This window comes from Corynebacterium limaceinasi (genome assembly GCF_046717465.1).
Lineage (GTDB): Bacteria > Actinomycetota > Actinomycetes > Mycobacteriales > Mycobacteriaceae > Corynebacterium.
In genome coordinates this window covers 1,037,297-1,058,805 of the sequence record NZ_CP177100.1, presented here as the reverse complement: position 1 = coordinate 1,058,805, position 21,509 = coordinate 1,037,297, and the positions used below count along the sequence as shown (strand labels likewise).

Genomic DNA, 21,509 nt, shown 5'->3' with positions numbered 1-21,509 from the left:
ACCTCAGCTCAGGTAGCTGCACGTGATTCGAAAGTAATCGAAAAACTCGTCAAAGCCGCCAAGCTACCCAACGCGCTTGCGGCTTTGGAACGCTTTGAAGCACACAGCAACCGAGGGATCACTCCAGACCGTATTGAGCGGTTAGCTACCTGCGACTGGATTACCTACGGCAGAGATCTAACCATCGTGGGAGCTACCGGCACCGGCAAAAGCTTCCTCGCCCAAGGCCTAGCCGTGGCTGCGTGCCGGCATAAACTAACCGCACGCTACTTTAGACTCGCCGACTTAGCCGACGAGTTCGACGCCACAGCCGACGCTGCCTATGAGCGCAAAGCCCTCCTTGAGGAACTGACAAAGCCGGCTGTGTTGGTCATCGACGACTTCCTGGCCACGGACGTATCTGCCTTCGCCTTAGCCCAGGTATTCAACCTCCTGGTCAAGCGGGAGCATTCCTCAACCGTCATCGTCAGCCAGCACGAGCCGGAATACTGGTACAGCGTCTTTAGTGAAAACGCGATCGCCGACGCTGTCCTATCCCGACTTGCAAACAACGGCAGCAAACTCACCCTCATCGGTGAAGACATGCGCACCCGTGACGACTTCCAAGAAGAAAGGGGAACACTTAGCAAACAGCTCAAGCAACGTCAACGGTCCAAACGATAAGCGGGGGTAAAACCGGCTACCGGGCGGCTACCGCCACCCCGGTACCTGGTACCGCCTTACCGGTCCCTAAAACAAGCCCGCGTCACCATTTGTCGAGGAATTCTCTGCGCATTCTATCGGTCATTTGCCCGAACCCCCATCCGCTCTGCAAAAACCTAGTGGACAGGAGTGGGTATTCGTTTGATGCTGCTCTTACGGCACTCAAGACGCTTGTATCGGCACCACTTTGGCTCTTTGAGGCAGGCCGAGTGCTACGTCTCTTACTTTTCTTTCCCATATCTAGTCGAAGTACTCTTTGAGGTCTGCATCAGAAACCTCGAGCCCCCGTTCTTCTTCAACGAAGTTTTTCTTCCAAGGCGACTCCGTGTGGGTTTTATTACGTAAAGCCCATGCGGAATAGGGCCCGTACTTATTCCATACTTCAATCAAGGTATCTTCCACAGGCCGGTAATCGTCCCAGTTGAAGTCATCAGAAATAAACGTATCGGGGTCGATGGGGCTCTTACCGTACTTTTTAAGCTCGTGGTAGATGTCTACAACGACAGGTCCGTGGGCCCATGCTTCCATCCGTTCATTGAAGAGAGGAACCCCTCCGGAGGCTGGCATGTAAAACCCCTTTGCATAGTAGAGGAGCTTTTGAAGTTTCAGTGGTGTCAGCTCGGCTTCTTCGGTTTCTTCAGCCCAAGCTACGAGCCATTCTGCGATTTGGCGGGCAGTGAATTGCTTCATTGTGCACCCCCTTCCTGCATGTTCTTAACGTTACAGCACCTAGATAGCACTTTCTATTCCTACCTACTCAGCAGGGGCTTGACCCATGCAACCTGGCTTTCGATGGATTCCATTGTCAAACTATTAGGCTTATGAAATACTAAGGTACTTAGAACCACGACAGTTATGCAGTATAGGCGCGACATGGAGGAGACCCCTTGCCCACCTTAGAAATCGACCATCTCAATAAATCTTTTGGCAGTGTTCGCGCGCTGCAGGATATGACCTTTAACGTGCAGGAGGGCGAGATCTTCGGTTTCGTCGGTTCCAATGGCGCGGGCAAGTCCACCACCATGCGCATCGCGCTGGGCGTGCTCGCGAAAGACTCCGGCGAGGTTTATTTCGATGGCTCCCCCATTAATGACGATAATCGCCGCCGCATTGGCTATATGCCCGAAGAGCGTGGACTCTACGGCAAGGAACCGCTGCTTAGCCAGCTGACGTTTCTGGGCACCCTGCATGGCATGAGCAAGCAGGCCGCCCAGAAATCCGGCACGGAGCTACTGGAACAGTTGGGGCTGGGTGAGCGCCAGGACGACAAGCTGGATGATTTATCCTTGGGCAACCAGCAGCGCGTGCAGCTGGCCGCGTCCCTCATTCACGATCCGGATATGTTGATTCTGGATGAGCCCTTTTCCGGCTTGGACCCCGTCGCCGTCAATGTCATGTCTGACATGCTGCGCGAGCGCGCCGCCCGCGGGGTGCCGGTCATCTTTTCCTCCCACCAACTGGACTTGGTGCAGCGCCTGTGCGACCACGTGGGCATCGTCACGCAAGGCCGCATGGTGGCAGAGGGCACGGTAGATGAGCTGCGCACCCAAGGGGCCTCGCGCTATGCGGTGGAAACCCCTGCCCGCGGTTGGTATCCGGAGGGCACCCACCTAGTAGAGGAAACGGACCAGGGCGTAGTGCTCGAAGCCGATGACGGCACCGATGACCAAGCCATCTTGCGCGCTGCCATGGCCGCTGGCCCCGTCCACTCCTTCGGCCTCAAGGTCCCAGACCTTACCGAGCTATTCCAAGACGTCGTCACCAGCACCACCACCGAGGAGGCCTAGCCCATGCAGTATTCGGCAATGAAGACCATAGGGACCGTCGCCAAGCGCGAGATGGCGGTTGCCCTTAAGACCAAATCCGTTGTCATCATGATGCTGCTGCTTATCATTGGTGCCATCGCCACCCCTATCATCATTGACTTGCTGTCCGGTGGTGACGATGAACCAGATTCCGTCGCCGTGGTGGGCCTGGAGGCAGACGCATTCGCTGATTCCGGACTGGAGACGCAGGCCGCAGATGACCGGGATAGCGCGGTGCAGCTTATCGATGACGGCGACGTCGACGCCGCCCTCGTGCCCGCCGACGACGAGGGGTGGGAGCTTTTGGCCAACGGCACCGTCTCCACCACGATCTCCACCACGGTCAATCAAGTGGTCGCGGCGCAGGCGCAGGCAGAGGCACTAGATACGCTGAATATTGATGCCCAAGACCTTGCCGACGCCACCCCATCGACCAAGGTGACCGCGGTAGATCTGGAAACAGATGAGGCCTCCGAAGAACAGATGGGCAATGTTGCCATCGTCCTTATCGCCGCCATCGTGGTGGTCTTTTCCATCATGACCTTCGCAGGGCTCATCGGCGGCCGCGTTACCGAAGAGAAGTCTTCGCGCGTGGTCGAAATAATCCTTTCCACGGTGCGCCCGGTGGATTTCTTGGCAGGCAAGGTCATTGGCAATACCATCATCGGGCTGCTCGGCACCTTCCTCATCTTGGCCGGCGGCGTGGCTTCCCTGGCATTTACTGGCGCAGCAAGCGAAATCCAGCTCGACTATGGTCTAATCGCTGCCCTGCTCGTCGGGGAAATCCTCGGTCTCTTATTCTTCGGCAGCCTCTATGCCGCAGCCGGCTCCATGGTGCAGCGCACCGAGGATCTGCAATCGACGCAGATGCCCATCCTGCTCATCGTCTTTGCCACCATGTATGTCCCCATGTTTGGCTGGACCAACTTGGATGCCACCTGGATGCAGGTCATGGGCTGGGTGCCGCCGGTCTCCATGTTGGTCGCTCCCCTCCAAGTTGCTGGCGGCAATATGAGCTGGCTAGGCTTGGCGGGAAGCTATGCGGTCCTCGCTGTAGTTACCGCGCTGATCCTCATCGTTGTCGCGCGCATCTACCGCCGTGCCATCTTGAATAACGGCAAGAAGATGACCTGGCGCCAGGTGCTCAAGAAATAAAAATAAATCCGGCCTCCCACTTTCCAAGGGAGGCCGGATTTTTCTATTGCGCCGAATTACTCAACGATGAATTCGTTGGTGATCGGCTGGGTGATATCCAGGGTGCCGTGCTCGATGTAGTACATGCCAAAGAACATGGCGCCGAGCAGCACTACGGACAGCAGCATGCAGGGAATCCACTGGACAAAAACGGAAACCCAGCCCTCGGATTGCTGGCGGGCCGCTGCCTCGCGTTGTTCTTGAGCCTCGCGCTCGTTCATAATGATAAAACCTCTCACTTCACCGAAGATTAACTAAAAGTATCTTAACAGTTTATGGTCTCCGCGGTGGCATTAGATCCCCGGATCTTCATCATTTAATAAAGCCTCGAGGAATGCCTCGCGGTCCGCGAACATTTTCTCGATATCCTCTTCCGCGCCCACGATCCAGGCATTGGCATCCTCATCAAAGGTCACCGCGGAATCGGGATAGGTTTCCAGGGCTTCCTCCATCGCAGCAAGCTGATCGGCATCGGCACGGTCCTCAGCAAAAGCCTCTGGATCGCCAATACGCTGGCCCAGCTCACCCAAGGCCGTCAAGCCATACGTTTTATGCTGCTTTTTCGGGTACTCGAAAAGTTCTTGGCCCATCATGGCGGTATTATTTTCCTCCATTCAATAAAGAATCCGGGACGAATCCCGAATAGCCGGGGATATTATTGACCTGCAATACCCCATGGAAAAAGCGCTTGAGCGCGGGAACGTCATCCTCGTGGAGGTGGTCGAAGACCAACCGCCGGACGGATTCCACGTGCTCGGGGGCCGCGCGCTCGAGGTGGTGGAGCCCAGCCTCCGTGATGTGCACGTTGACCCCGCGGCCATCATCGGTGGTCTTTTCCTTGACCAAGAGCCCGCGCTTTTCCATGCGCGTGACCTGGTGGGAGGCGCGCGAGCGATCCCAGGCCAGTTCCGTGCACAGGTCGCGCAGGCGCAGGTGCTGATCTGGGGCTTCCGAAAGGGATGCCAAGACCGCGAATTCCGAGACGGAAATCTCCCCGCCCGCCTTAAGGGTCTCGTCCATGCCCCTATCTATCTTGCGGGTCGCAGCCAATAATAGGCGCCATAGCTCCTGTTCATCATCGTTTAACCAGCGGGTTTGTTCAGACATAAGGACTAGATTACCCCCTTCAGCATGGCGATGTCGCGCTCGCTGCGCCCGAGCACCCGCGAATAGCGCTGCGGCATGCAGGTAAAGACCAAAACCTGGTTCTCGCGGCCCACCTGTGAGAACAAGGTGGACATGAGTTGCAGGCGGTGGGCGTCGGTGGAGCCTAGCGCATCATCGACGATGACCGGCACGGTTTCCTCCCCCGCCACCAAGCGCGCGATGGCAAAGCGGGTAAGGATGGCCAGCTGCTCGCGCGCGCCGCCAGACAGGCTGGTCATGGCCACCGTTTCATTATCGCGGGTGCGCGCGGTAACAGAGAGATCGTCCGCCAATTCAAAGCTGATATCCCCGCCGTAAATAGTGCGGGCCAGCTGGGCGAGCGCCGCCACGAAGGGCTCGGCATAGCGCTGGCGCGCGGCATCGCGGTGCTTGAGCAGCAACTCGCGCAGGTAGCGTGCCGCCAGCGCGCGCTTTTCCACGCTTTCTAGCACCGCCTGCGCCATTTCTGCTTCCGCTTGCGCCTGCTGCTCGCGCTCTGCCGCGCCGGAGTGATAATTAATTTCACTCGACAGCTTGCCCAGCTCCACCTTGGTATCTTGCACCTGGTTCTGCAGGTACTCTAGGTGCGATTGCGCACCCTCCACCAAGCTCTGAGCGGTGGCCAGGTCCACGGCCTCCATCTCAGATAGCTGTTCCTGCAGCCGGGTCACCAGCGCACCCAACCGCTCCGCTTCTTCTGCCAAGCCGGCATCGGAAGTTTTCTCCCGCGCTTCGGCCAGCTCGCGCTCGGCGCGCTCGGCCTTCTCGTTGGCGGCCTCAAGCTCGGCTTCTAAGCGCACCACGTCGTGGGCGATGCGGCTATCGCGGAAGGGAATAAGCTCGCGGTCGAGGGCATCGACAAGCTCGCGCGCCTCTTCCTCCGCCTCCTCCGCAGCGGATAAATCCTTGGCAGGGGCATCATCGAGGCCGGCGACCTTCTCCTTGAGCGCCGCGTGTTGGGCGCGCAGTTCACCTAAATCATCCGGCCCCAACTCGCTTTCGAGCTTGCGCGTTGCCACATCCAAGGCGGCATTCTGCTCGCTGTGCGCCTCGTGCAGGTTCTCTGCGGCGGCGATGGATTCCACGCCGGTGGCATCGAAAAGCTCCTGCAAACGCGCCTCGGCCTGATCCACCTCGCGCTGGGTCTTATCGGAAGAGTACGCGCCAGCCACGAAGCGGGCGGTGATATCGCCGATGGTGATCTCGCGGCCATCGACAAGCTCAATTGCGGGCTGCTTGCCGATGTCCACCTGCGTCCCATCCACCCCAATCTCCGCGCCCTCAGGCCCGGAAAATTCCACCTTAGCGGCGGTGGCATCGTGCAGGCGCTTGGCCAGCGACAGATCGGCATCCGCCTTGCGGAGTTCCTCGACATCCGCGGCGGTCATCTCGCGCCCGCGCTGGGCTATCTCCGTTTGGGCCTTCTCCACGCCACGTACCAATTCTTCTACCTTGAGCAGGCGTTTATCCAGGCGCTTAAAGGTCTCCTTGTCCTGATACGCCCGCGCCTGTTTGAGCGTTGCGCGCGCGGTGGCGTAGTCCTCCTTCGCGGTGGACAGTTTCTTTTCCACCGCTTCTTTCTTCTCGTTTTCCTCTGCGGCCTTCTCGCGGGCGGCCGCGAGCTTATCCGAGGCGCTCGCCTGCGCCGTGCCAGCGGCCTCGAGCGCCTCTGCCATCTCCCGGCGCTGGGTTTGCGCATCCTTCGCGCGTTGGAAATCCTCCTTGGCGCGGGTGAGCTCGGCCTTGTGTGCATCCACCTGGTGCTGGGCCTTCACGGCCTCGTCCGCGGCGGACTGTTTCTCTGCGAGATCCTTGCGGGCAGCGGGAAGCTGCGCTTCCGCCTCTTCTTGCTGGTGTTCCAGGTGCTCGTAGCGCTCCACCACGGAATCGAGCCCGCGCACCGCAGCGGTTGCTTCCTCCAGCTCTTGCTCGGCACGCTCCAAGGTCTCCTGGGCCTTCTTGTATTCGCCAGCCGGTTTGCCCCACCTTGCTCCGTAGTAGCGCTTATATTCCCTATCTACCTTGCCCAAAAGTTGGGAGTCGTCGCCGGATACCTCGTCTTCAGCCAAGCCGGACTCCTGCTCGAGGGCCTGCGTCAACGTGGGAATGCCCGCTGCGGAGATGGCGTCATTGGAGTCATCCTGGCGCATAAAGAGGACATCGAGAAGCTGGCGGTCCAGGTTCTCGCTTAAGATCTGATCCAGCTCATCATCGGCCTGGCGGCCGGTATACTGCGCGTGGCGCGGGGACGAGATGGCCAATTCACTGTACTTCTTCTTCAGCCAGCGCTTGGCAATGCGAAAGCGGTACTCCCCCACTGATATATCCGCGATGACCTCCGGTGAAACGTCCTTGCCTACCGGCTGCAAGTCCTTTGTAGCTTTCGTCCATGTGTGTTTTTCCGTCAGCACCACATCGAGGGCCTCCACGATGGTGGACTTACCGGCCTCGTTCTCGCCGTGGATGACCACCACCCCGGTTTCTGGAAGGTCATCTAAAACCAGGTGCTCGATGCCGCGAACATTTTTAATCTCTAAGCTGTGGATGCGCATGTGGTTTATCCTTCCAGGCGAAATAGCAGGTTGGCGGCGTCGCGGGCCACCGGATCCTCGCGGTTATCCAGCAGCTCCTGCAGGGCGTCGGCGGCATAGCCGGAAATATCCAGGTTGGCTAGTTCGTCTTCGCTCGGTTCCAAGAACAGGTACATGGTCCGCTCGCGCGGGCGCAGCGAGGCGAAGACCGCCTCCAACTCATCCAGCCCGCGCTGCAGCCGGGCGTGCGCCGCAATACCGAGGGTCCCCTGCAGGCTGTATTTAATCGCCGTGCGCACCTTATCCGGGTACTCCTCCAGGCTGCGCAGGAAGCGCTCGACGTCCTCGGTGGAATTGACGGAGGCATCGAGGGCTTCAAAAGTCCAGCGCCCGATGCTGCGCTTATCGATGTCTATGTCCTCCCCCTCAATCCTTACCACCAGCGCATTCCCGGAATCGGCCTCGCCGCCACCGGTGGAACATTCCTTAAAGTCCGTAGTCTCCGGGCTGCCAGAGAACCAGACGCGGCCGGTCTTTCCCAGGCTGGCCGTCGAGTGGGTATCGCCCAGCGCCAAGTAATCGATCACCCCGCGCTCCAAGCACTGCTCTACGAATTCCAGGTCGATGGTATCGGCATCTCCCCCGCTAGAGCGCGAATCCACCTGGCCATGGCCCACGGCAATTCGGATTCCTTCCGTGGGTTCAAGCGGCTCCAACGCCTGGCGCACCAAATCGTGGTTGGCGCGCTTAGACAGGTACGGCGCGCCCACCAATTCCACGCCCTTGCCCACCTCGATGGGCTCTGAATCCGCGATGACGTGCACATTATCTGCGCTGGTACGATAAAATACCGAGTCCGCGACCAGCGGATCGTGGTTTCCCGGCAGCACATATACAGGCACGGGCAAGCGCTTAAACATCTCGGTGGCACGCGCCAAGATTTCCCGGGAGAGCGCATTGTGTTCAAATACATCGCCCGCAACGACGATGAACTGCGCGCCAACCTCCTCCGCGAGCTGGCCTAGGTGCATGATGGCGGACTCGCGGTCATCGTTGAAACGACCTTGCGCCTCCCCCTTTAAGAACCAGCGGGTCATTCCCAGCTGGAAGTCGGACGTGTGGATAAAGGTCGTTGCAGTCATAATCAGTGCGTTAAGTGGTAGTAGAGGTCTTCAATATCGGACACGGCGCGCAAGAGATCAATATTGGTATGCGATACGGCTCGAAGGGCCTTGCGCAAGAGGTCAGGATCGGAATCTTCCAATGCTGGGGCCACCTTGGGGTGCGGCAGCTTAGGCATCTCGCGGCCATTCCAGAACACGTCGTTCTTTTCTTCCGCGGATAAATCGCTGGCGCCAAAGCTTTCACGGGAGATCTGCTGCGATTGCTCCATGACGGCCTTTTCCAAACGCGCAAAATCCAGCCCGCGCATATTGAAAATCACGGCTGGATCCGCATCCGCGCGGGTGGCGAGCCTATCTCCCACCGCCACAATGTGCTTGCAGGTATAGGCGGAATCCGGGCACGTGCAGGATAGACGCAGTTCTTCGGCCTCGCTGGCAAAAAGCGTATCCAGCGCTTCCTCAGATAACAGGCCCTTGCGCGCATTCGCTACGGAATTAGGGGTGCGCGCGAATTGGCCGGCGAGTGCCGCAATATCGTCATTATCGCGGTACGGCAGCTGAATGAGTATGGAAAAAGGCTCGTTTTGGGAACCAGCCACGCGCCCATGGATGGCACCATTGCGGATCTCCAAACCAACGACGTGACCGCCTTCGGCGTACTGGCGCCCGCGGCTAATCCGCCCCCGGTCCGCATCATAGCTGGTAAAGGACGAAATCCGGGCGGCGGTCTTGGACAGCAGCCGCCCGCTGCGGTCGACATGGTTGACCTCGTCCGGGGTACTCACGCGCTTGCGGGTACCAAAGTTCACGTAGATGACATTGTCATCGCCCTTAACGGCCATCCGCTTACTCCTTTCCCCGGTAACTCATGAGCTCTGCCAGCTGGTCCGGCTCCAGTTCCGTGAGCCAGCCCTCGCCTTCGCCGACGACGGCGCCAGCCAGCTGCGTCTTGCCATCCAAGATGTCTTGGATGGATTCTTCCAACGTGCCAGCCGTAATCATCTTATACACCTGCACGTTGCGGCGCTGACCAATGCGAAAGGCGCGGTCCGTGGCCTGGTTTTCCACCGCGGGGTTCCACCAGCGGTCCATGTGCACCACGATGGACGCCGCGGTTAGGTTCAGGCCCGTGCCGCCTGCCTTGAGCGAAAGGATCATCGCCTGTGGGCCATCATCGGCCTGGAAGTCCTCCACCATCTGGTCGCGCTTATTCTTGGTCACCCCGCCGTGCAGGAAGGGAATCTCGTGGCCCAGTTGCCCGCTCAGGTAGGGCTGCAAGATATCACCGAAGGCCTTGTACTGGGTAAAGATCAGCAGGCGCTCGCCGGATTCGGTGGCGGCATCGACAATCCGCATCAGCTCCTTCACCTTGCCCGAGCGGTGCTTGCCCTTGATAACCACCGGCGAATCGTCTCCCAAATAATGCGCCGGGTGATTGCAGATCTGCTTAATGCGCGTCAGGGAGGCCAAGACGATCCCGCGCTTGCTGATGCCCGCAGCATCCTCCAAGCTCTTCTTCACCTCATTGACCAGCGCCTTATACAAAGCCGCCTGCTCTGTAGTCATGGATACCGTAAGAATCTGCTCGGACTTTTCCGGCAGGTCATCGATGATATTGGGATCGGTCTTGACGCGGCGCAGGATAAGAGGTGCGGTCAGCGCGCGCAGGCGCTCGGACATCTCCTCATCATTATTGCGCTCGATGGCCTTGGCAAAATGATTGCGGAAAAAGGACGCCGTGCCCAAAATGCCTGGGTTGCAAAAGTCCAAGATGGACCGCATCTCGGACAGGCGGTTTTCTACCGGCGTACCGGTCAGCGCCACGCGGTGTTCAGACGGCAGCGATCGCACCGCCTTGGAGGAACGCGTGGCCGAGTTCTTAATGGCCTGCGCTTCATCAAGGACCACCCGCTGCCAGGACACCTCACCCAAGAGGTTGAAATCCCGGCTCACGGTGCCATAGGTAGTAATGACGAGATCTGCTTTTCCTGCGGCCTCGAGGAACTTCTCCCCGCTCGGCCGTCCCGCGCCGTGTTGCACCATGACCTCGAAATCCGGCACGAAGCGACGGGCCTCGCGAGCCCAGTTGCCCACCACGGAGGTGGGTGCGACGACCAAGGTAGGCCCGGTCTGTTCACCGCGTTCCTTCTCCACCGCCAAAAGGGACAGTAGTTGGAGTGTTTTGCCGAGCCCCATGTCATCGGCAAGCACGGCACCAATATTATTGCGCGACATCCAATACAGCCAGTCCACGCCAGTGCGCTGATACTCGCGCAGCTCCGCGTGGACGGCCTCCGGAATGTCCACGCGCTTCGGCGCAACCGTATCCATGCCGCCGAGCAACGCGGTATGCCACGTGCTGCCAGTAAATTCGATGGGCTCCTGAGCCATCGACTCGAGCGCCAGCTCCCGCAGCTCCGCCACCGTGACCTGGTGCTCGCTCTTCTCGTTGAACTCTGCTCGGCGACGCTCGACCTCTGCCATGAGCTGCTGCCAGCCCGGCTCACCTAGCTTCTTGGCCATCTCCGCCGAGGCCGCCAGCTGCTCGAGCTCCTTCTTGGCGCGCTCGCGGGACTTATCCGCCAGCTCCTCCATATAAAAAGAAACCTTGGACACGACCTGGGTATCGGCCATGACCCACTTGCCGCGCAGCTGAATGAGCCCGGACTTGGAATTGACCAGCTCATTCATCTCGGATTCGGTAAGTTCCACATCGCCCACGGACATGCGCCAGTTATAGTCCACCAGCTGGTTCATACCGATGTGCTTCTTTGTCGCGGCCTCTGCCGGATCCCGTGCCTCGCGGGTTTCTAGCTTGGCCTTCGTATCCATCTGCGCCCACGATTTGGGCAGCATGACGGTAATGCCCCGCCTCTTCAGCTCGGGTACCTCGTGCGCAATAAACTGCGTGAGCTGTTCCGTGTCCAGGTAGACGTCCCAATCGCCGTCGCCTGGCTGGGGCATTTGCGTGCTCTGGCCCAGGCTCGGCGCCGCGTGCAGGGCCTTGCGGTGGTTTTCGCGCAGCTTCTCGATGCTCGCCCGATCCAGCTCCTCCGCCAACACCGGCCGCGGCGAATCCGTTCCCGAGCGCACCCGCACCCGAATCGGCCACGCTGCATCCTCGGGGTCCTGTTCTTCAGGCTCCTCCACGATGTAGACGAGTTGGAGTTCCACCTGGTAAATGGAATTTTTCCATTCATTGAGCGCGCGCAGTAGTTGCGCGCGGCCGCGGCGAATGGGCGACGTCGTCAGTAGTGCACGGGCGAAGTCGTGCCACGGCATTGACCGGGGTTCATTGAGCAGCGGCTGCAATTCCCGGTTGGCAATCCAATGCGTCAGTTCATCCGCTAGGTCATCTGAAAGGGCTCTATTATTTATATGGAGAATCCCGGGTGCCGCGGCCATCATCTCTGCGAGCCAACCGCGCTCGCCCAAACCTGAGGCCAACTGCCACATGGGGAACCACTCGTTGGCCTGGTAGGCCAGCCGGAACGTCACCCTGCCCGCGCGGACAAACTTGCTCAGGCCGCTATATGCGTGAATGAGCCAGTGCAGATCCGGCGCAATTGATGCCGGTGGATGATGATCCAGGTATTCCAGCTGGGCTAGGGCTTCTACCGCTTCTTCCGGGGCAAACATGGCCATGGGCACCATGAGCGAGACGTCCTTACCCTTTGGCGTCCGTAGTGATACTCGCGCCCGGTTCCGGAATGATTTCTTAGCCAAGATGGCATCAATAGCCTGCGGAAACGTCCCTTCTGGCACGGCCGAAGGCATAACAATCTTGTGCCCTTCTACCTGCTCAATCCATAGACCAAGCCCCGAGACCGGCAGCCAAAGGCCATGCACAAGGTAAGAAGCCATAGCCGCCAGCATAGCAGCCCGGCAAAGTTTTGTTACAAGCTCGTTATATTCACGTCTTTACGCAGTTAAACGGTGAAAAATATCACCAGAGATCTATGCCACAGCTGGATTTTAGCTTGGTTGAACCTTAAGTCACCGTTAACGTAAGAATGTCCGACAAATCACTACAAGGAGTGAAACGTGCAAGAATCAACTTGGTACGTCATTGCGATGATTGTCTATTTCCTCGTAATGGCAGCCATTGGCTACTGGAGCTACAAACAAACCGACGAATACGACGATTATGTTTTGGGCGGCCGTGGCCTGCACCCATTCGTAGCTGCTCTCTCCGCCGGTGCATCTGATATGTCCGGCTGGCTGCTCATGGGTCTGCCTGGCGCGCTCTTCCTTTCCGGTTTTTCCGAGCTGTGGATGCCTATCGGCCTCCTTATCGGTGCATGGGCAAACTGGAAGTGGATTGCGCCGCGTCTGCGCGCGTACTCGGAGGTTGCGGGCGATTCCATTACGGTCCCCTCCTTCTTCGAGAACCGTCTGCGCGATAAGTCGCGCCTGCTGCGTATTATCTCCGCAGTTATCATTATCTTCTTCTTTACCTTCTACGTCTCTTCCGGCATGGTCTCCGGTGGTCGTTACTTCGAGTCCACCTTCGGTGGCGACTACATCACCGGTATGTTGGTCATCGCCGCAGTGACCATTTTCTACACCTTCATCGGTGGCTTCTTGGCAGTGTCCTACACCGATGCTATGCAGGGCATGCTCATGTTCGTCGCCCTGCTGATCGTGCCAATCATGGCGCTTTTCGCTCTTGACGATGCCGGCGCGATCTTCTCCTTCGCTACCGAAAACAACTACGCTACCGACGGCGCACTAGAGCCAAACGATAACTACTTCTCTCTCTTCGCTGGCGTTTCCGCTGGTGTTATCGTTGGTAACGCCGCTTGGGGTCTTGGCTACTTTGGTCAGCCGCACATCATCGTGCGCTTCATGGCGCTGCGTAAGCCTTCTGACGCCAAGCAGGGCCGTTTCTACGGCATCACCTGGATGGGCCTTTCCGTCATCGGCGCTATCTTCGTTGCGCTGACCGGTACTGTGTACTTCACCCAGTTCGGTGAAACCATTACTGACCAAGAGAACTTCGAGACCATCTTCTTGGATATGGCTCAGGCCATGATGCACCCATTGCCTGCTGGTTTCATCTTGACCGCAGTCTTGGCAGCGATCATGTCCACCATGTCCTCCCAGATGCTCGTGGTTTCCTCTTCCCTGATTGAGGACCTCTACCTCATCATCGCAAAGCGCAAGCCTGACGAGCGCATCCTGATTAACCTGTCCCGTACCGCCGTTGTGGTCATCGCGGTTATCGCCGCACTCCTGGCTATCAACCCGTCCGACTCCATTCTTGGCCTGGTCGGCTTCGCATGGGCTGGTTTCGGTTCCGCATTCGGTCCGCTGGTCATCCTGGCTCTGTACTGGAAGCGCCTCAACGCAACCGGTGCAATCGCCGGTATGGTCACCGGTGCAGTCGTCGCCATCGGCTGGGGCATGTCCCCGCTCGGCGATTCCCTCTACGAGATGGTTCCGGGCTTCTTCTCCGCACTCATCGTCACCGTTCTGGTCACCTTGGCTACCAAGCAGCCAGACCAGGAGGTCTTGGACGAGTTCGAGGAAGCCGAGAAGCTTGCCAAGCTCGTTGAAAAGGACGACTCCCTGGACTTCGAGGAAGCAGCAGAAAAGGTTTCCGATAACAAGTAGGAACCTTCCCGCACCTCGCGGAGTCCAATAGGACATGAAGTCCTATTACCTGGCCGCGCTATCATGCATAACCGCTCTCGTTATCGCATGGTATGCGTGGCCTTTTCCGCGTTTTGATGTCTCCACCGTGCCAGCTCGCACGGAATTGCAAGGCTACGACCGCGACGAGTTCGGCGGCTGGCAGCCCAACGGCGCATGCACTACGCGGGAGGCCATCATGGAGAACCAAGCCAGCGAGGCCTTCGCTGACTGCCGGCCACAATCCGGCACGATCTATGACCCCTACGCGGGCGAGACGATTTCAGCCACCTCCCCCATTGAGGTCGACCACATCTTCCCTCTTTCTGCCGCCTTTGACATGGGTGCCGCAGAATGGGACCAAGACACCAAGAGGCGTTTTGCCAACGATCCTCTCAACTTGGTGGCCACCAGCCGGAAGCTCAATCAAGAAAAGTCCGATTCCCTTCCTTCCGAATGGTTGCCGCCTGCCAACCGCTGCGATTACTCGCGGCGCCTCGCAGAGATCGCGCGGAAGTACGAGCTGCCCTTGTCCCGCGCGGACGTCCGTGCAATGAGAAGGCAATGTCGGTTCGATTTCTAGCAGGGAAATTGATTAGGGTGAACAAGGCAACTTTTCTTAACTGAAGGGCATCCTCCATGACTACTTTGTTCATCTTCCTGCACGTGGCAGCGGCCATCGTCCTACTTGGCCCCGTGTGCATTTCCACCTCCATCTACCAGACTCAGCTGCAGGGCGCAGCGCAGGGCGATAAGACGGCCCTCGGAGCCGCCCGCAACCTGCACAACATCACCAATACTTACGGCTACATTTCCGCCCTCGTGCCGGTCCTTGGTCTTGCTGTGTTCCTGTCTGATATCGAAACCTTTAAGAGCCAGGTCAACTTCCACATCGCCATCCTTGTGGCCATCATCGCGTGGTGCCTGCTCTTCTTCCTCATCCTTCCTAAGCAGCGCACGGCGCAGGCAGCCCTAGAGTCCGGCGATACCGCCAACCTGGGCTCCATTAAGAAGTCGCTGTCCGCTTTCGGCGGCGTCTTCAACCTCCTGTGGATCATCTGCCTTATCCTGATGTACCTCTAGGAAGCCATTTACTTTTCGGGGACAGTGTCATCGCTGTCCCCTTTTTCATGCGTGGACTCCTCCCTAAGCTCTTCTTTTAGTTGCTGCGCACCTGCATGCGCATTCTCCCGCCGCTTCTGCGTGGCCTGCGCCACCGTCTGCGCCCACCTGCGGTTCTTCGGCGCCAACGGTCCGCTCGCGGAGTCGTAGACCCACGTAGAGTCATCGAAAAGCCAGACGATGTCCCCACTTATCGGGTCCTTGATATAAAACGCCCTCCCATCGGTCTTTATATTGTGATGGTGCTGGCACAGGCAAGTGAGGTTTGCCGCCGAGGTCGGCCCACCATCTGCAAAGTCGTGCCGATGGTCCATCTGGGACGCCACCGCCGGCCGCGTACAGCCTGGCCACCGGCACGTGCCATCCAAGCCCTCTACAAACGCCCGGATATCTGGCGGAGTCACATAATTCGGGCTCTCCGCCTGACCGGCCTTCTCCATGTCCCTTGTCGTTGTCGCCCGAGCCTCTAGGTCATCCGCGGTCTCCGGGGATACCCAGCCTAAGTTTTGTACAAACGCGGGTGCATCCGGCAGGTCGCAGCGATACATATTCAACACGACCTTGGCCTTTGGTTGCGCCTTTCCGGTCAGCAGCTCCACTGCGGCCTCAGCCATCGTGAGGTCCTTGTCCGTAGCGATATCCCGAATATTGCGGTCGATTATCTCCGCGGTTTCTAACCCGACGTCCAGACAAACCGCAGCCCACTCCCCGCCTGTAGGTTCAACGCTATAGGCTTGCTTGCGGCGCGGATCCCGCGCGGCAATTGAGGGATCGAGGCGCACGATGAGCTCGCGTAACTTGCGGCGGAGATTGCGGTGCGAGGGCAGCTTTTGATTGGGGCGGGTTGGGGTCAAGTAGTTGGTCAGGGCGTCATCGATAGTAAACTTCTTCTCCGCATCAATGGCGCCGAGCTTGGCTAGGGTTTGGTCAATCGTAATCAGGCGGTCTAAATCTAAATGGAAATGCTGTTCTTGCCGGGCGCGCAGCCGCGGCAGCTCCTTTAATCGCTCGAAGGCGAAGATAATATTTCTAATTCGGGACTGACGCGCCCCAGTTAAGTCAGACAGGGATTGGCTAATAACTTCGATATCATCATCCGGGTCAGGGTGAAGCCTCTCCCAGAACTGGTATTCCGCTTTCCTAATCTCTGTAGCTGCACGGGAGGTAGAATTTTCCGGATTAGTATTGGCATAATATGGCGCATTCATGGACTTTCTTTCGAGAGATTTACTAGAACATGCTTTCGCCATACACCATACAAAACCGCCCCGACACACTACCCCCATTTATAGTAAAAGCGCAGGTCACAGGGCATGAAAAAAGGGCCTCTAAAAGAGGCCCTTTGGAGGTTTAATTAGTCGCGGAAGCGACCACCATGTTTGCGTCCACCGCCGCCGCCATCACGGCGAGGCGGGCGACCAGTATCCTTCTGAATCTTGATGAGCTGCCCAGAAATCCGGGTATCCTTCAGACGGTCCAGCACAGCTGGGTCCATGTTCTTCGGCAGGTCCACGAGAGTGTGTCCCACCGCAATGGTAATGCGGCCGAAGTCCTTGGCGGACAGGCCACCTTCGTTGGCGATTGCACCGACGATGGCACCTGGGCGGACATTCTGGCGCTTGCCGACGTCCAACCGGTACGTCTCAAAGTCACCATCCGGCCGCTTGGAGCCGCCGCGGTTCTTGCCGCCGCCCTTGAAGTCACGGTCGCGCTTGCGGTCATCGCGATCGCGGCGGTCCTTCTTTGGCTTGGGCAAAGGCTTGTCTTCCAATAGGAAGTTCTTGCCACCCTGGTGCATGACGGCCAGCGCCGCGGCGATGTCATCCATCGCGACGTCATTTTCTTCCGAGTACTTGCGCACCAAGTTGCGGAAGAAATCGGCCTGCTTGTTGTCCATGGACTGGGTGATGGCCTGCGCAAACTTTTCCTTGCGCTTTTCATTGACCTCATCGACGGAGGGCAGGTCCATCTCTTCGAGGCGTGCGTTGGTCACGCGCTCGATGGAACGCAGCATGCGGCGCTCGCGCGGGGTGACAAACAGGATTGCCTCACCGGAACGGCCAGCACGACCGGTGCGGCCAATGCGGTGCACGTAGGACTCGGTATCGTTCGGGATATCGAAGTTCACCACGTGGGTGATGCGCTCCACGTCGAGGCCACGTGCGGCGACGTCAGTGGCCACGAGGATGTCTAGGCGGCCATCCTTGAGCTGGTCGACGGTGCGTTCGCGCTGCGCCTGGGCGATGTCGCCGTTAATGGCAGCAGCGCTGTAGCCGCGATCGCGCAGGGCCTCGGCCACTTCTTCGGTCTCGTGCTTGGTGCGGCAGAAGACGATGATGGCGTCATAGGTAATGACCTCGAGGATGCGGGTGAACGCATCCATCTTTGCACGGTGCGGAATCAGCAGGAAACGCTGCTTAATGTTGTCGTTGGTACGGCGCTCGGACTTAACGGTTACTTCCGCCGGGTTGTGCAGGTACTGCTTGGACAGCCGGCGGATGGCATTAGGCATGGTGGCGGAGAAAAGCGCCACCTGCTTGCGGTCCGGGGTGCTTTCGAGGATGCGCTCGACGTCTTCCTGGAAGCCCATGTTCAGCATCTCATCGGCCTCATCGAGGACGAGGAACTGCAGCTGGGACAGGTCAAGCGAGCCCTTTTCCAAGTGATCGATGACGCGACCCGGGGTACCCACGATGACCTGGGCGCCGCGGCGCAGGCCAGACAGCTGGATGCCGTAGGCCTGGCCACCGTAGATGGGAAGAACCTCGATACCCTTGAGGGTTTCTGCGAAGGATTGGAAGGCATCTGCAACCTGCAGGGCGAGCTCGCGGGTAGGCGCGAGGACGAGTGCCTGCGGGTGGCGCGCATGCGGGTCAAGCTGGGACAAGACCGGCAGCGCGAAGGCTGCGGTCTTGCCGGTACCGGTCTGTGCAAGGCCCACGACGTCGCGGCCTTCCATCAGGATCGGGATGGTTTCTGCTTGGATGGGGGACGGCGTGGTGAAGCCTACTTTCGCAACGGCTTGCAGAATTTTATCTGGCAGGCCGAGGTGCTCGAACCCCTGGGAGTTGTCGTTGGCCGAGTCCTTGGACTCAGCGCCGGTGCCCTCAGAAGTATTCGCAGCCCTGGTGTCCTGGTTGACACCTTGCGAGTTGTCCTGAGATTCCGACTTATTAAAATCTTCCGGCTCGTTTACGCCGCCGGTGGCGTTATCGGTAATGCTCATTGCTCATCCAACCCTACGCGATACCGGCGGCAAACTCCATTCCTCGCTATACCCCCGCCACGAACGTGCGGTAGCTCAGCGGCATGCCCGGCCGGTAGGCCAAGTGCACCGCGCTGGGAGCATCGAGCACGTGCAGGTCAGCGGCAGCTCCTTCCACCAGGGTGCCCTTCGCGGGGCGGCCCTGCGGGTCGAGTCCGTTGCCCACATTATGGCGGCGCAGCGCCGTGGCACCACCGGTGGTGGCGGCGTGGATGGCCTCGTCGACGGATAGGTGCTGCTGCAGGACGGCCGTGGTCACGCAGTAGTTCATCGACGAAGTATAGGAGGTACCTGGGTTGAGGTTGGAGGCGATGGCGAGGGTGGCGCCGGCATCGAGAAGCGCACGGCCAGGCGCCAAGGGCTCGCGCGTGGAGAGATCGCAGGCCGGGAGCATGGTGGCCACGGTCTCGGATGCGGCGAGCTTTTCGATGTCACTATCGCTCAGGTAATTCACGTGGTCCACCGAGGCGGCGCCGAGATCGACCGCGAGGCTAACCCCCGGGCCCTCGCCAAGCTGGTTGCCGTGCACGCGCAGGCCAAGCCCCAACTTTTTACCGGCTTCGAGAACCCGGCGCGACTGCTCTTCATTGAACGCGCCGCGCTCGCAGAAGACGTCGATCCACTGGACGTATTCGGCAACCCCGTCCAGCATGGGGCCGACGACCTCATCGAGGTAGTCTTCCGCATCCGCTCCCGGCGGCACGAGGTGGGCACCCAGGAAGGTGACGTCATCGACATGCTGGGATGCCACGCGCGCGGCTTCCACTTCAGATTCCGTGTTGAGGCCGTAGCCGGTCTTGGTCTCGAAGGTGGTGGTGCCACCACGGCGGCCGGCTGCCACGCGCTCGGCGACGAGCTTATCCAAGCGGTCTGCCCCCGCCTCCCGGGTGGCGTCCATGGTCACCGCGATGCCGCCTGCCTCGTAGGAACCGCCGGACATGCGGGCCTCGAACTCGGCGGAGCGGTCACCGTCGAAGACCATGTGGGTGTGCGAATCCACCCAGCCCGGCAGGACGGCGCGCCCGCCCAAGTCCACCTGGTCATCGGCGGCAGGCGCCTGGGAAGCGGGGCCAATCCAGGCGATGGTGCCGTGGTCGGCGATAAGGGCGGCATCGTTAAGCGTGCCGTGCTCGCTGACCGTGCGGAGTTCAGAAATTCCGGTAAAAAGTGTGCTCATTTAATCCCTTGCCTTAAATTCCATGGGAACGCGAACGCCGCGCTCCTTGGCTACTTCCTCTGCGCGAGAGTACCCGGCATCGACGTGGCGGATAACACCCATGCCTGGGTCATTGGTCAGCACGGCGCGCAGCTTGGCGGCGGCGAGATCGGTGCCATCGGCAACCGTGACCTGGCCGGCGTGGATGGAGCGGCCCATGCCCACTCCGCCGCCGTGGTGGAGGGAGACCCAAGTCGCGCCGGAAGATACGGCGGTCATGGCATTAAGCAGCGGCCAGTCAGCGACGGCATCGGTGCCATCGAGCATGGCTTCGGTCTCGCGGTACGGGGAGGCAACCGAGCCGGAGTCGAGGTGGTCGCGGCCAATGACGATGGGGGCCTTGATCTTGCCCTCGCGCACCAAGTCATTGAAGAGCAGGCCGGCCTTGTGGCGCTCGTTGTAGCCAAGCCAGCAGATGCGGGCGGGCAGGCCCTCGAACTCGACGTATTCTTCGGCGGCGTCCAGCCAGTTGTGCAGGTGCTCGTTCTCTGGGAAGAGCTCCTTCAGGGCTTCGTCGGTGACCTTGATGTCTTCGGGGTCGCCGGACAGCGCTGCCCAACGGAACGGGCCCATTCCCTCGCAGAACAGCGGGCGGATATAGGCGGGAACGAAGCCGGGGAACTCAAATGCGCGCTGGTAGCCGGCGTGGCGCGCCTCATCGCGGATGGAGTTGCCGTAGTCAAAGACCTCGGCGCCCTCGTCCTGGAATTCCACCATCGCCTGGACCTGTGCGGCCATGGATTCGCGGGCCTTTTTGGTAAAGGTCGTGGGATCGGCCTTGGCCTCGGACTGCCAGTCATCCACGGTGATTTCGGTGGGCAGGTAGGACAGTGGGTCGTGCGCGGAGGTCTGGTCGGTGACGATGTCTACCTTGAATTCCCCGGCGCGCTGGCGGCGCAGCACCTCGGGGAAGACCTCGGCGGCATTGCCCACCAGGCCGACAGAAAGGGCCTTTTTGTTTTCCTTGGCATCGAGAACCAAGCGCAGGGCCTCGTCCAGGTCGGTGACCACTTCATCGAGGTAGCGCTTGTGCTGGCGGCGGCGCAGGCGGTGTTCATCCACGTCCACGATGAGCACTGCTCCGCCGTTCAGCGTCACGGCGAGCGGTTGGGCACCGCCCATGCCGCCGCACCCGCCGGTCAGGGTCAGGGTGCCGGCCAGGCTGCCCTCGAAGCGCTTCTTGGCCACGGCCGCGAAGGTCTCGTAGGTGCCCTGCAGGATGCCCTGGGTGGCGATGTAGATCCAGGAGCCGGCCGTCATCTGGCCGTACATCATCAGGCCCTCGTCCTCGAGCTTGCGGAAGTGCTCCCAGTTGGCCCAGTCGCCCACCAGGTTGGAGTTGGCGATGAGCACGCGCGGTGCCCATTCATTGGTCTTCCAGATGCCCACCGGCTTTCCGGATTGGACGAGGAGGGTTTCATCGCTTTCTAAGTCCTTCAGCGATTCCACAATGGCATCGAAGGCCTCCCAGCTGCGCGCTGCACGACCGGTACCGCCGTAGACCACGAGGTCCTCGGGGCGCTCGGCAACCTCGGGATCGAGGTTATTCATCAGCATGCGCAGTGGCGCTTCGGTTTGCCAGGATTTTGCGTTGAGTTCGGTGCCGCGGGGTGCGCGGACTTCGCGTGGTTCAGACATGGCTTCCTTTCGCTCGTGCTTATCGACGCCGTGCCCTACCCCAAGGCCGGTTTCCCGGGGCTGTCTCCCGGGGGCTTGGCGAGCGTCACAGATATCAATTTAGTGTGATACACAACGTATTTAGAGCATTCA

17 protein-coding genes and 1 pseudogene are annotated in these 21,509 nt (G+C 59.6%); 6 read left to right on the top strand and 12 right to left on the bottom strand.

Annotated elements, in window-relative coordinates:
* Positions 1-15: 15 nt before the first annotated feature.
* A pseudogene (locus ACLI1Q_RS05250) lies at positions 16-663 on the top strand (ATP-binding protein); the annotation flags it as partial.
* A gap of 279 nt (positions 664-942) precedes the next feature.
* On the opposite strand, the gene ACLI1Q_RS05245 reads toward ACLI1Q_RS05250, so the two are convergent.
* Entirely contained in the window at positions 943-1,392 is a 450-nt protein-coding gene (locus ACLI1Q_RS05245; protein WP_239267806.1) for a Panacea domain-containing protein, read from the bottom strand.
* Positions 1,393-1,589: 197 nt separating this feature from the next.
* Here ACLI1Q_RS05245 and ACLI1Q_RS05240 point away from each other — a divergent pair, with 197 nt between their 5' ends.
* Positions 1,590-2,489 (top strand): ABC transporter ATP-binding protein, encoded by a 900-nt coding sequence (locus tag ACLI1Q_RS05240; protein WP_239267808.1) that lies wholly within the window; start codon positions 1,590-1,592, stop codon positions 2,487-2,489.
* A 3-nt stretch (positions 2,490-2,492) separates the two neighbouring features.
* Entirely contained in the window at positions 2,493-3,662 is a 1,170-nt protein-coding gene (locus tag ACLI1Q_RS05235; protein ID WP_239267810.1) for an ABC transporter permease, read from the top strand.
* 56 nt (positions 3,663-3,718) lie between these two features.
* Here the strand turns inward: ACLI1Q_RS05235 and ACLI1Q_RS05230 are convergent, their stop codons facing one another.
* The 7 genes from ACLI1Q_RS05230 to ACLI1Q_RS05200 form a co-directional block, all read right to left on the bottom strand.
* The gene (locus ACLI1Q_RS05230; protein ID WP_023017763.1) at positions 3,719-3,922 is read right to left on the bottom strand and encodes a hypothetical protein; all 204 of its coding nucleotides are present in this window, start codon (positions 3,920-3,922) and stop codon (positions 3,719-3,721) included.
* 72 nt (positions 3,923-3,994) lie between these two features.
* Positions 3,995-4,315, bottom strand: a complete 321-nt coding sequence (locus ACLI1Q_RS05225) for a molecular chaperone GrpE (protein ID WP_239267812.1) — start codon at positions 4,313-4,315, stop codon at positions 3,995-3,997.
* On the bottom strand, positions 4,302-4,808 hold the full coding sequence (locus ACLI1Q_RS05220; RefSeq protein WP_239267814.1) for a MarR family winged helix-turn-helix transcriptional regulator: 507 nt from the start codon (positions 4,806-4,808) through the stop codon (positions 4,302-4,304). Before ACLI1Q_RS05220 ends, ACLI1Q_RS05225 begins: the two co-directional genes overlap by 14 nt.
* A 5-nt stretch (positions 4,809-4,813) precedes the next feature.
* Entirely contained in the window at positions 4,814-7,399 is a 2,586-nt protein-coding gene (locus tag ACLI1Q_RS05215; protein ID WP_239267816.1) for an AAA family ATPase, read from the bottom strand.
* A 5-nt stretch (positions 7,400-7,404) separates the two neighbouring features.
* The gene (locus ACLI1Q_RS05210) at positions 7,405-8,520 is read right to left on the bottom strand and encodes an exonuclease SbcCD subunit D (RefSeq protein ID WP_239267818.1); all 1,116 of its coding nucleotides are present in this window, start codon (positions 8,518-8,520) and stop codon (positions 7,405-7,407) included.
* A 2-nt stretch (positions 8,521-8,522) separates the two neighbouring features.
* On the bottom strand, positions 8,523-9,344 hold the full coding sequence (locus ACLI1Q_RS05205; RefSeq protein ID WP_411697123.1) for an SWIM zinc finger family protein: 822 nt from the start codon (positions 9,342-9,344) through the stop codon (positions 8,523-8,525).
* A 4-nt stretch (positions 9,345-9,348) separates the two neighbouring features.
* Positions 9,349-12,378 (bottom strand): DEAD/DEAH box helicase, encoded by a 3,030-nt coding sequence (locus ACLI1Q_RS05200; RefSeq protein WP_349819901.1) that lies wholly within the window; start codon positions 12,376-12,378, stop codon positions 9,349-9,351.
* A 168-nt stretch (positions 12,379-12,546) separates the two neighbouring features.
* Here ACLI1Q_RS05200 and putP point away from each other — a divergent pair, with 168 nt between their 5' ends.
* Genes putP through ACLI1Q_RS05185 form a run of 3 tightly spaced genes read left to right on the top strand, consistent with a single transcriptional unit; the run spans position 12,547 to position 15,219 of the window.
* Positions 12,547-14,118 (top strand): sodium/proline symporter PutP, encoded by a 1,572-nt coding sequence (putP, locus tag ACLI1Q_RS05195; RefSeq protein ID WP_239267824.1) that lies wholly within the window; start codon positions 12,547-12,549, stop codon positions 14,116-14,118.
* A 34-nt stretch (positions 14,119-14,152) separates the two neighbouring features.
* Positions 14,153-14,719 carry an HNH endonuclease family protein gene (locus ACLI1Q_RS05190; protein ID WP_255716798.1) on the top strand — a complete coding sequence of 189 codons (567 nt, stop codon included), beginning with the start codon at positions 14,153-14,155 and terminating at the stop codon, positions 14,717-14,719.
* A gap of 56 nt (positions 14,720-14,775) precedes the next feature.
* A complete protein-coding gene (locus tag ACLI1Q_RS05185; RefSeq protein WP_005282326.1) occupies positions 14,776-15,219 on the top strand; it encodes a hypothetical protein in 444 nt (147 codons plus the stop codon).
* A gap of 8 nt (positions 15,220-15,227) precedes the next feature.
* Here the strand turns inward: ACLI1Q_RS05185 and ACLI1Q_RS05180 are convergent, their stop codons facing one another.
* The 4 genes from ACLI1Q_RS05180 to ACLI1Q_RS05165 all read right to left on the bottom strand — a co-directional run bounded on the left by ACLI1Q_RS05180 (position 15,228) and on the right by ACLI1Q_RS05165 (position 21,377).
* Complete coding sequence (locus ACLI1Q_RS05180; protein ID WP_239267828.1) at positions 15,228-16,466, bottom strand: HNH endonuclease signature motif containing protein; 1,239 nt, start codon at positions 16,464-16,466, stop codon at positions 15,228-15,230.
* 146 nt (positions 16,467-16,612) lie between these two features.
* The gene (locus ACLI1Q_RS05175) at positions 16,613-18,484 is read right to left on the bottom strand and encodes a DEAD/DEAH box helicase (RefSeq protein ID WP_239267830.1); all 1,872 of its coding nucleotides are present in this window, start codon (positions 18,482-18,484) and stop codon (positions 16,613-16,615) included.
* A 46-nt stretch (positions 18,485-18,530) separates the two neighbouring features.
* Positions 18,531-19,700, bottom strand: a complete 1,170-nt coding sequence (gene hutI / locus ACLI1Q_RS05170; protein WP_239267832.1) for an imidazolonepropionase — start codon at positions 19,698-19,700, stop codon at positions 18,531-18,533.
* The gene (locus ACLI1Q_RS05165; protein WP_239267834.1) at positions 19,701-21,377 is read right to left on the bottom strand and encodes a urocanate hydratase; all 1,677 of its coding nucleotides are present in this window, start codon (positions 21,375-21,377) and stop codon (positions 19,701-19,703) included. It lies immediately after the preceding gene.
* Positions 21,378-21,509 lie beyond the last annotated feature (132 nt).

Excerpts from the sequence above, each read along its gene's own strand:
- ACLI1Q_RS05210 (WP_239267818.1), bottom strand. The coding sequence starts at position 8,520 with ATGACTGCAACGACCTTTATCCACACGTCCGACTTCCAGCTGGGAATG.
- ACLI1Q_RS05165 (WP_239267834.1), bottom strand. The coding sequence starts at position 21,377 with ATGTCTGAACCACGCGAAGTCCGCGCACCCCGCGGCACCGAACTCAAC.
- ACLI1Q_RS05200 (WP_349819901.1), bottom strand. The coding sequence starts at position 12,378 with ATGCTGGCGGCTATGGCTTCTTACCTTGTGCATGGCCTTTGGCTGCCG.
- ACLI1Q_RS05235 (WP_239267810.1), top strand. The coding sequence starts at position 2,493 with ATGCAGTATTCGGCAATGAAGACCATAGGGACCGTCGCCAAGCGCGAG.
- ACLI1Q_RS05185 (WP_005282326.1), top strand. The coding sequence starts at position 14,776 with ATGACTACTTTGTTCATCTTCCTGCACGTGGCAGCGGCCATCGTCCTA.
- ACLI1Q_RS05220 (WP_239267814.1), bottom strand. The coding sequence starts at position 4,808 with ATGTCTGAACAAACCCGCTGGTTAAACGATGATGAACAGGAGCTATGG.
- ACLI1Q_RS05205 (WP_411697123.1), bottom strand. The coding sequence starts at position 9,344 with ATGGCCGTTAAGGGCGATGACAATGTCATCTACGTGAACTTTGGTACC.
- ACLI1Q_RS05215 (WP_239267816.1), bottom strand. The coding sequence starts at position 7,399 with ATGCGCATCCACAGCTTAGAGATTAAAAATGTTCGCGGCATCGAGCAC.
- ACLI1Q_RS05190 (WP_255716798.1), top strand. The coding sequence starts at position 14,153 with ATGAAGTCCTATTACCTGGCCGCGCTATCATGCATAACCGCTCTCGTT.
- ACLI1Q_RS05225 (WP_239267812.1), bottom strand. The coding sequence starts at position 4,315 with ATGGAGGAAAATAATACCGCCATGATGGGCCAAGAACTTTTCGAGTAC.
- ACLI1Q_RS05245 (WP_239267806.1), bottom strand. The coding sequence starts at position 1,392 with ATGAAGCAATTCACTGCCCGCCAAATCGCAGAATGGCTCGTAGCTTGG.
- ACLI1Q_RS05230 (WP_023017763.1), bottom strand. The coding sequence starts at position 3,922 with ATGAACGAGCGCGAGGCTCAAGAACAACGCGAGGCAGCGGCCCGCCAG.
- ACLI1Q_RS05175 (WP_239267830.1), bottom strand. The coding sequence starts at position 18,484 with ATGAGCATTACCGATAACGCCACCGGCGGCGTAAACGAGCCGGAAGAT.
- hutI (WP_239267832.1), bottom strand. The coding sequence starts at position 19,700 with ATGAGCACACTTTTTACCGGAATTTCTGAACTCCGCACGGTCAGCGAG.
- ACLI1Q_RS05180 (WP_239267828.1), bottom strand. The coding sequence starts at position 16,466 with ATGAATGCGCCATATTATGCCAATACTAATCCGGAAAATTCTACCTCC.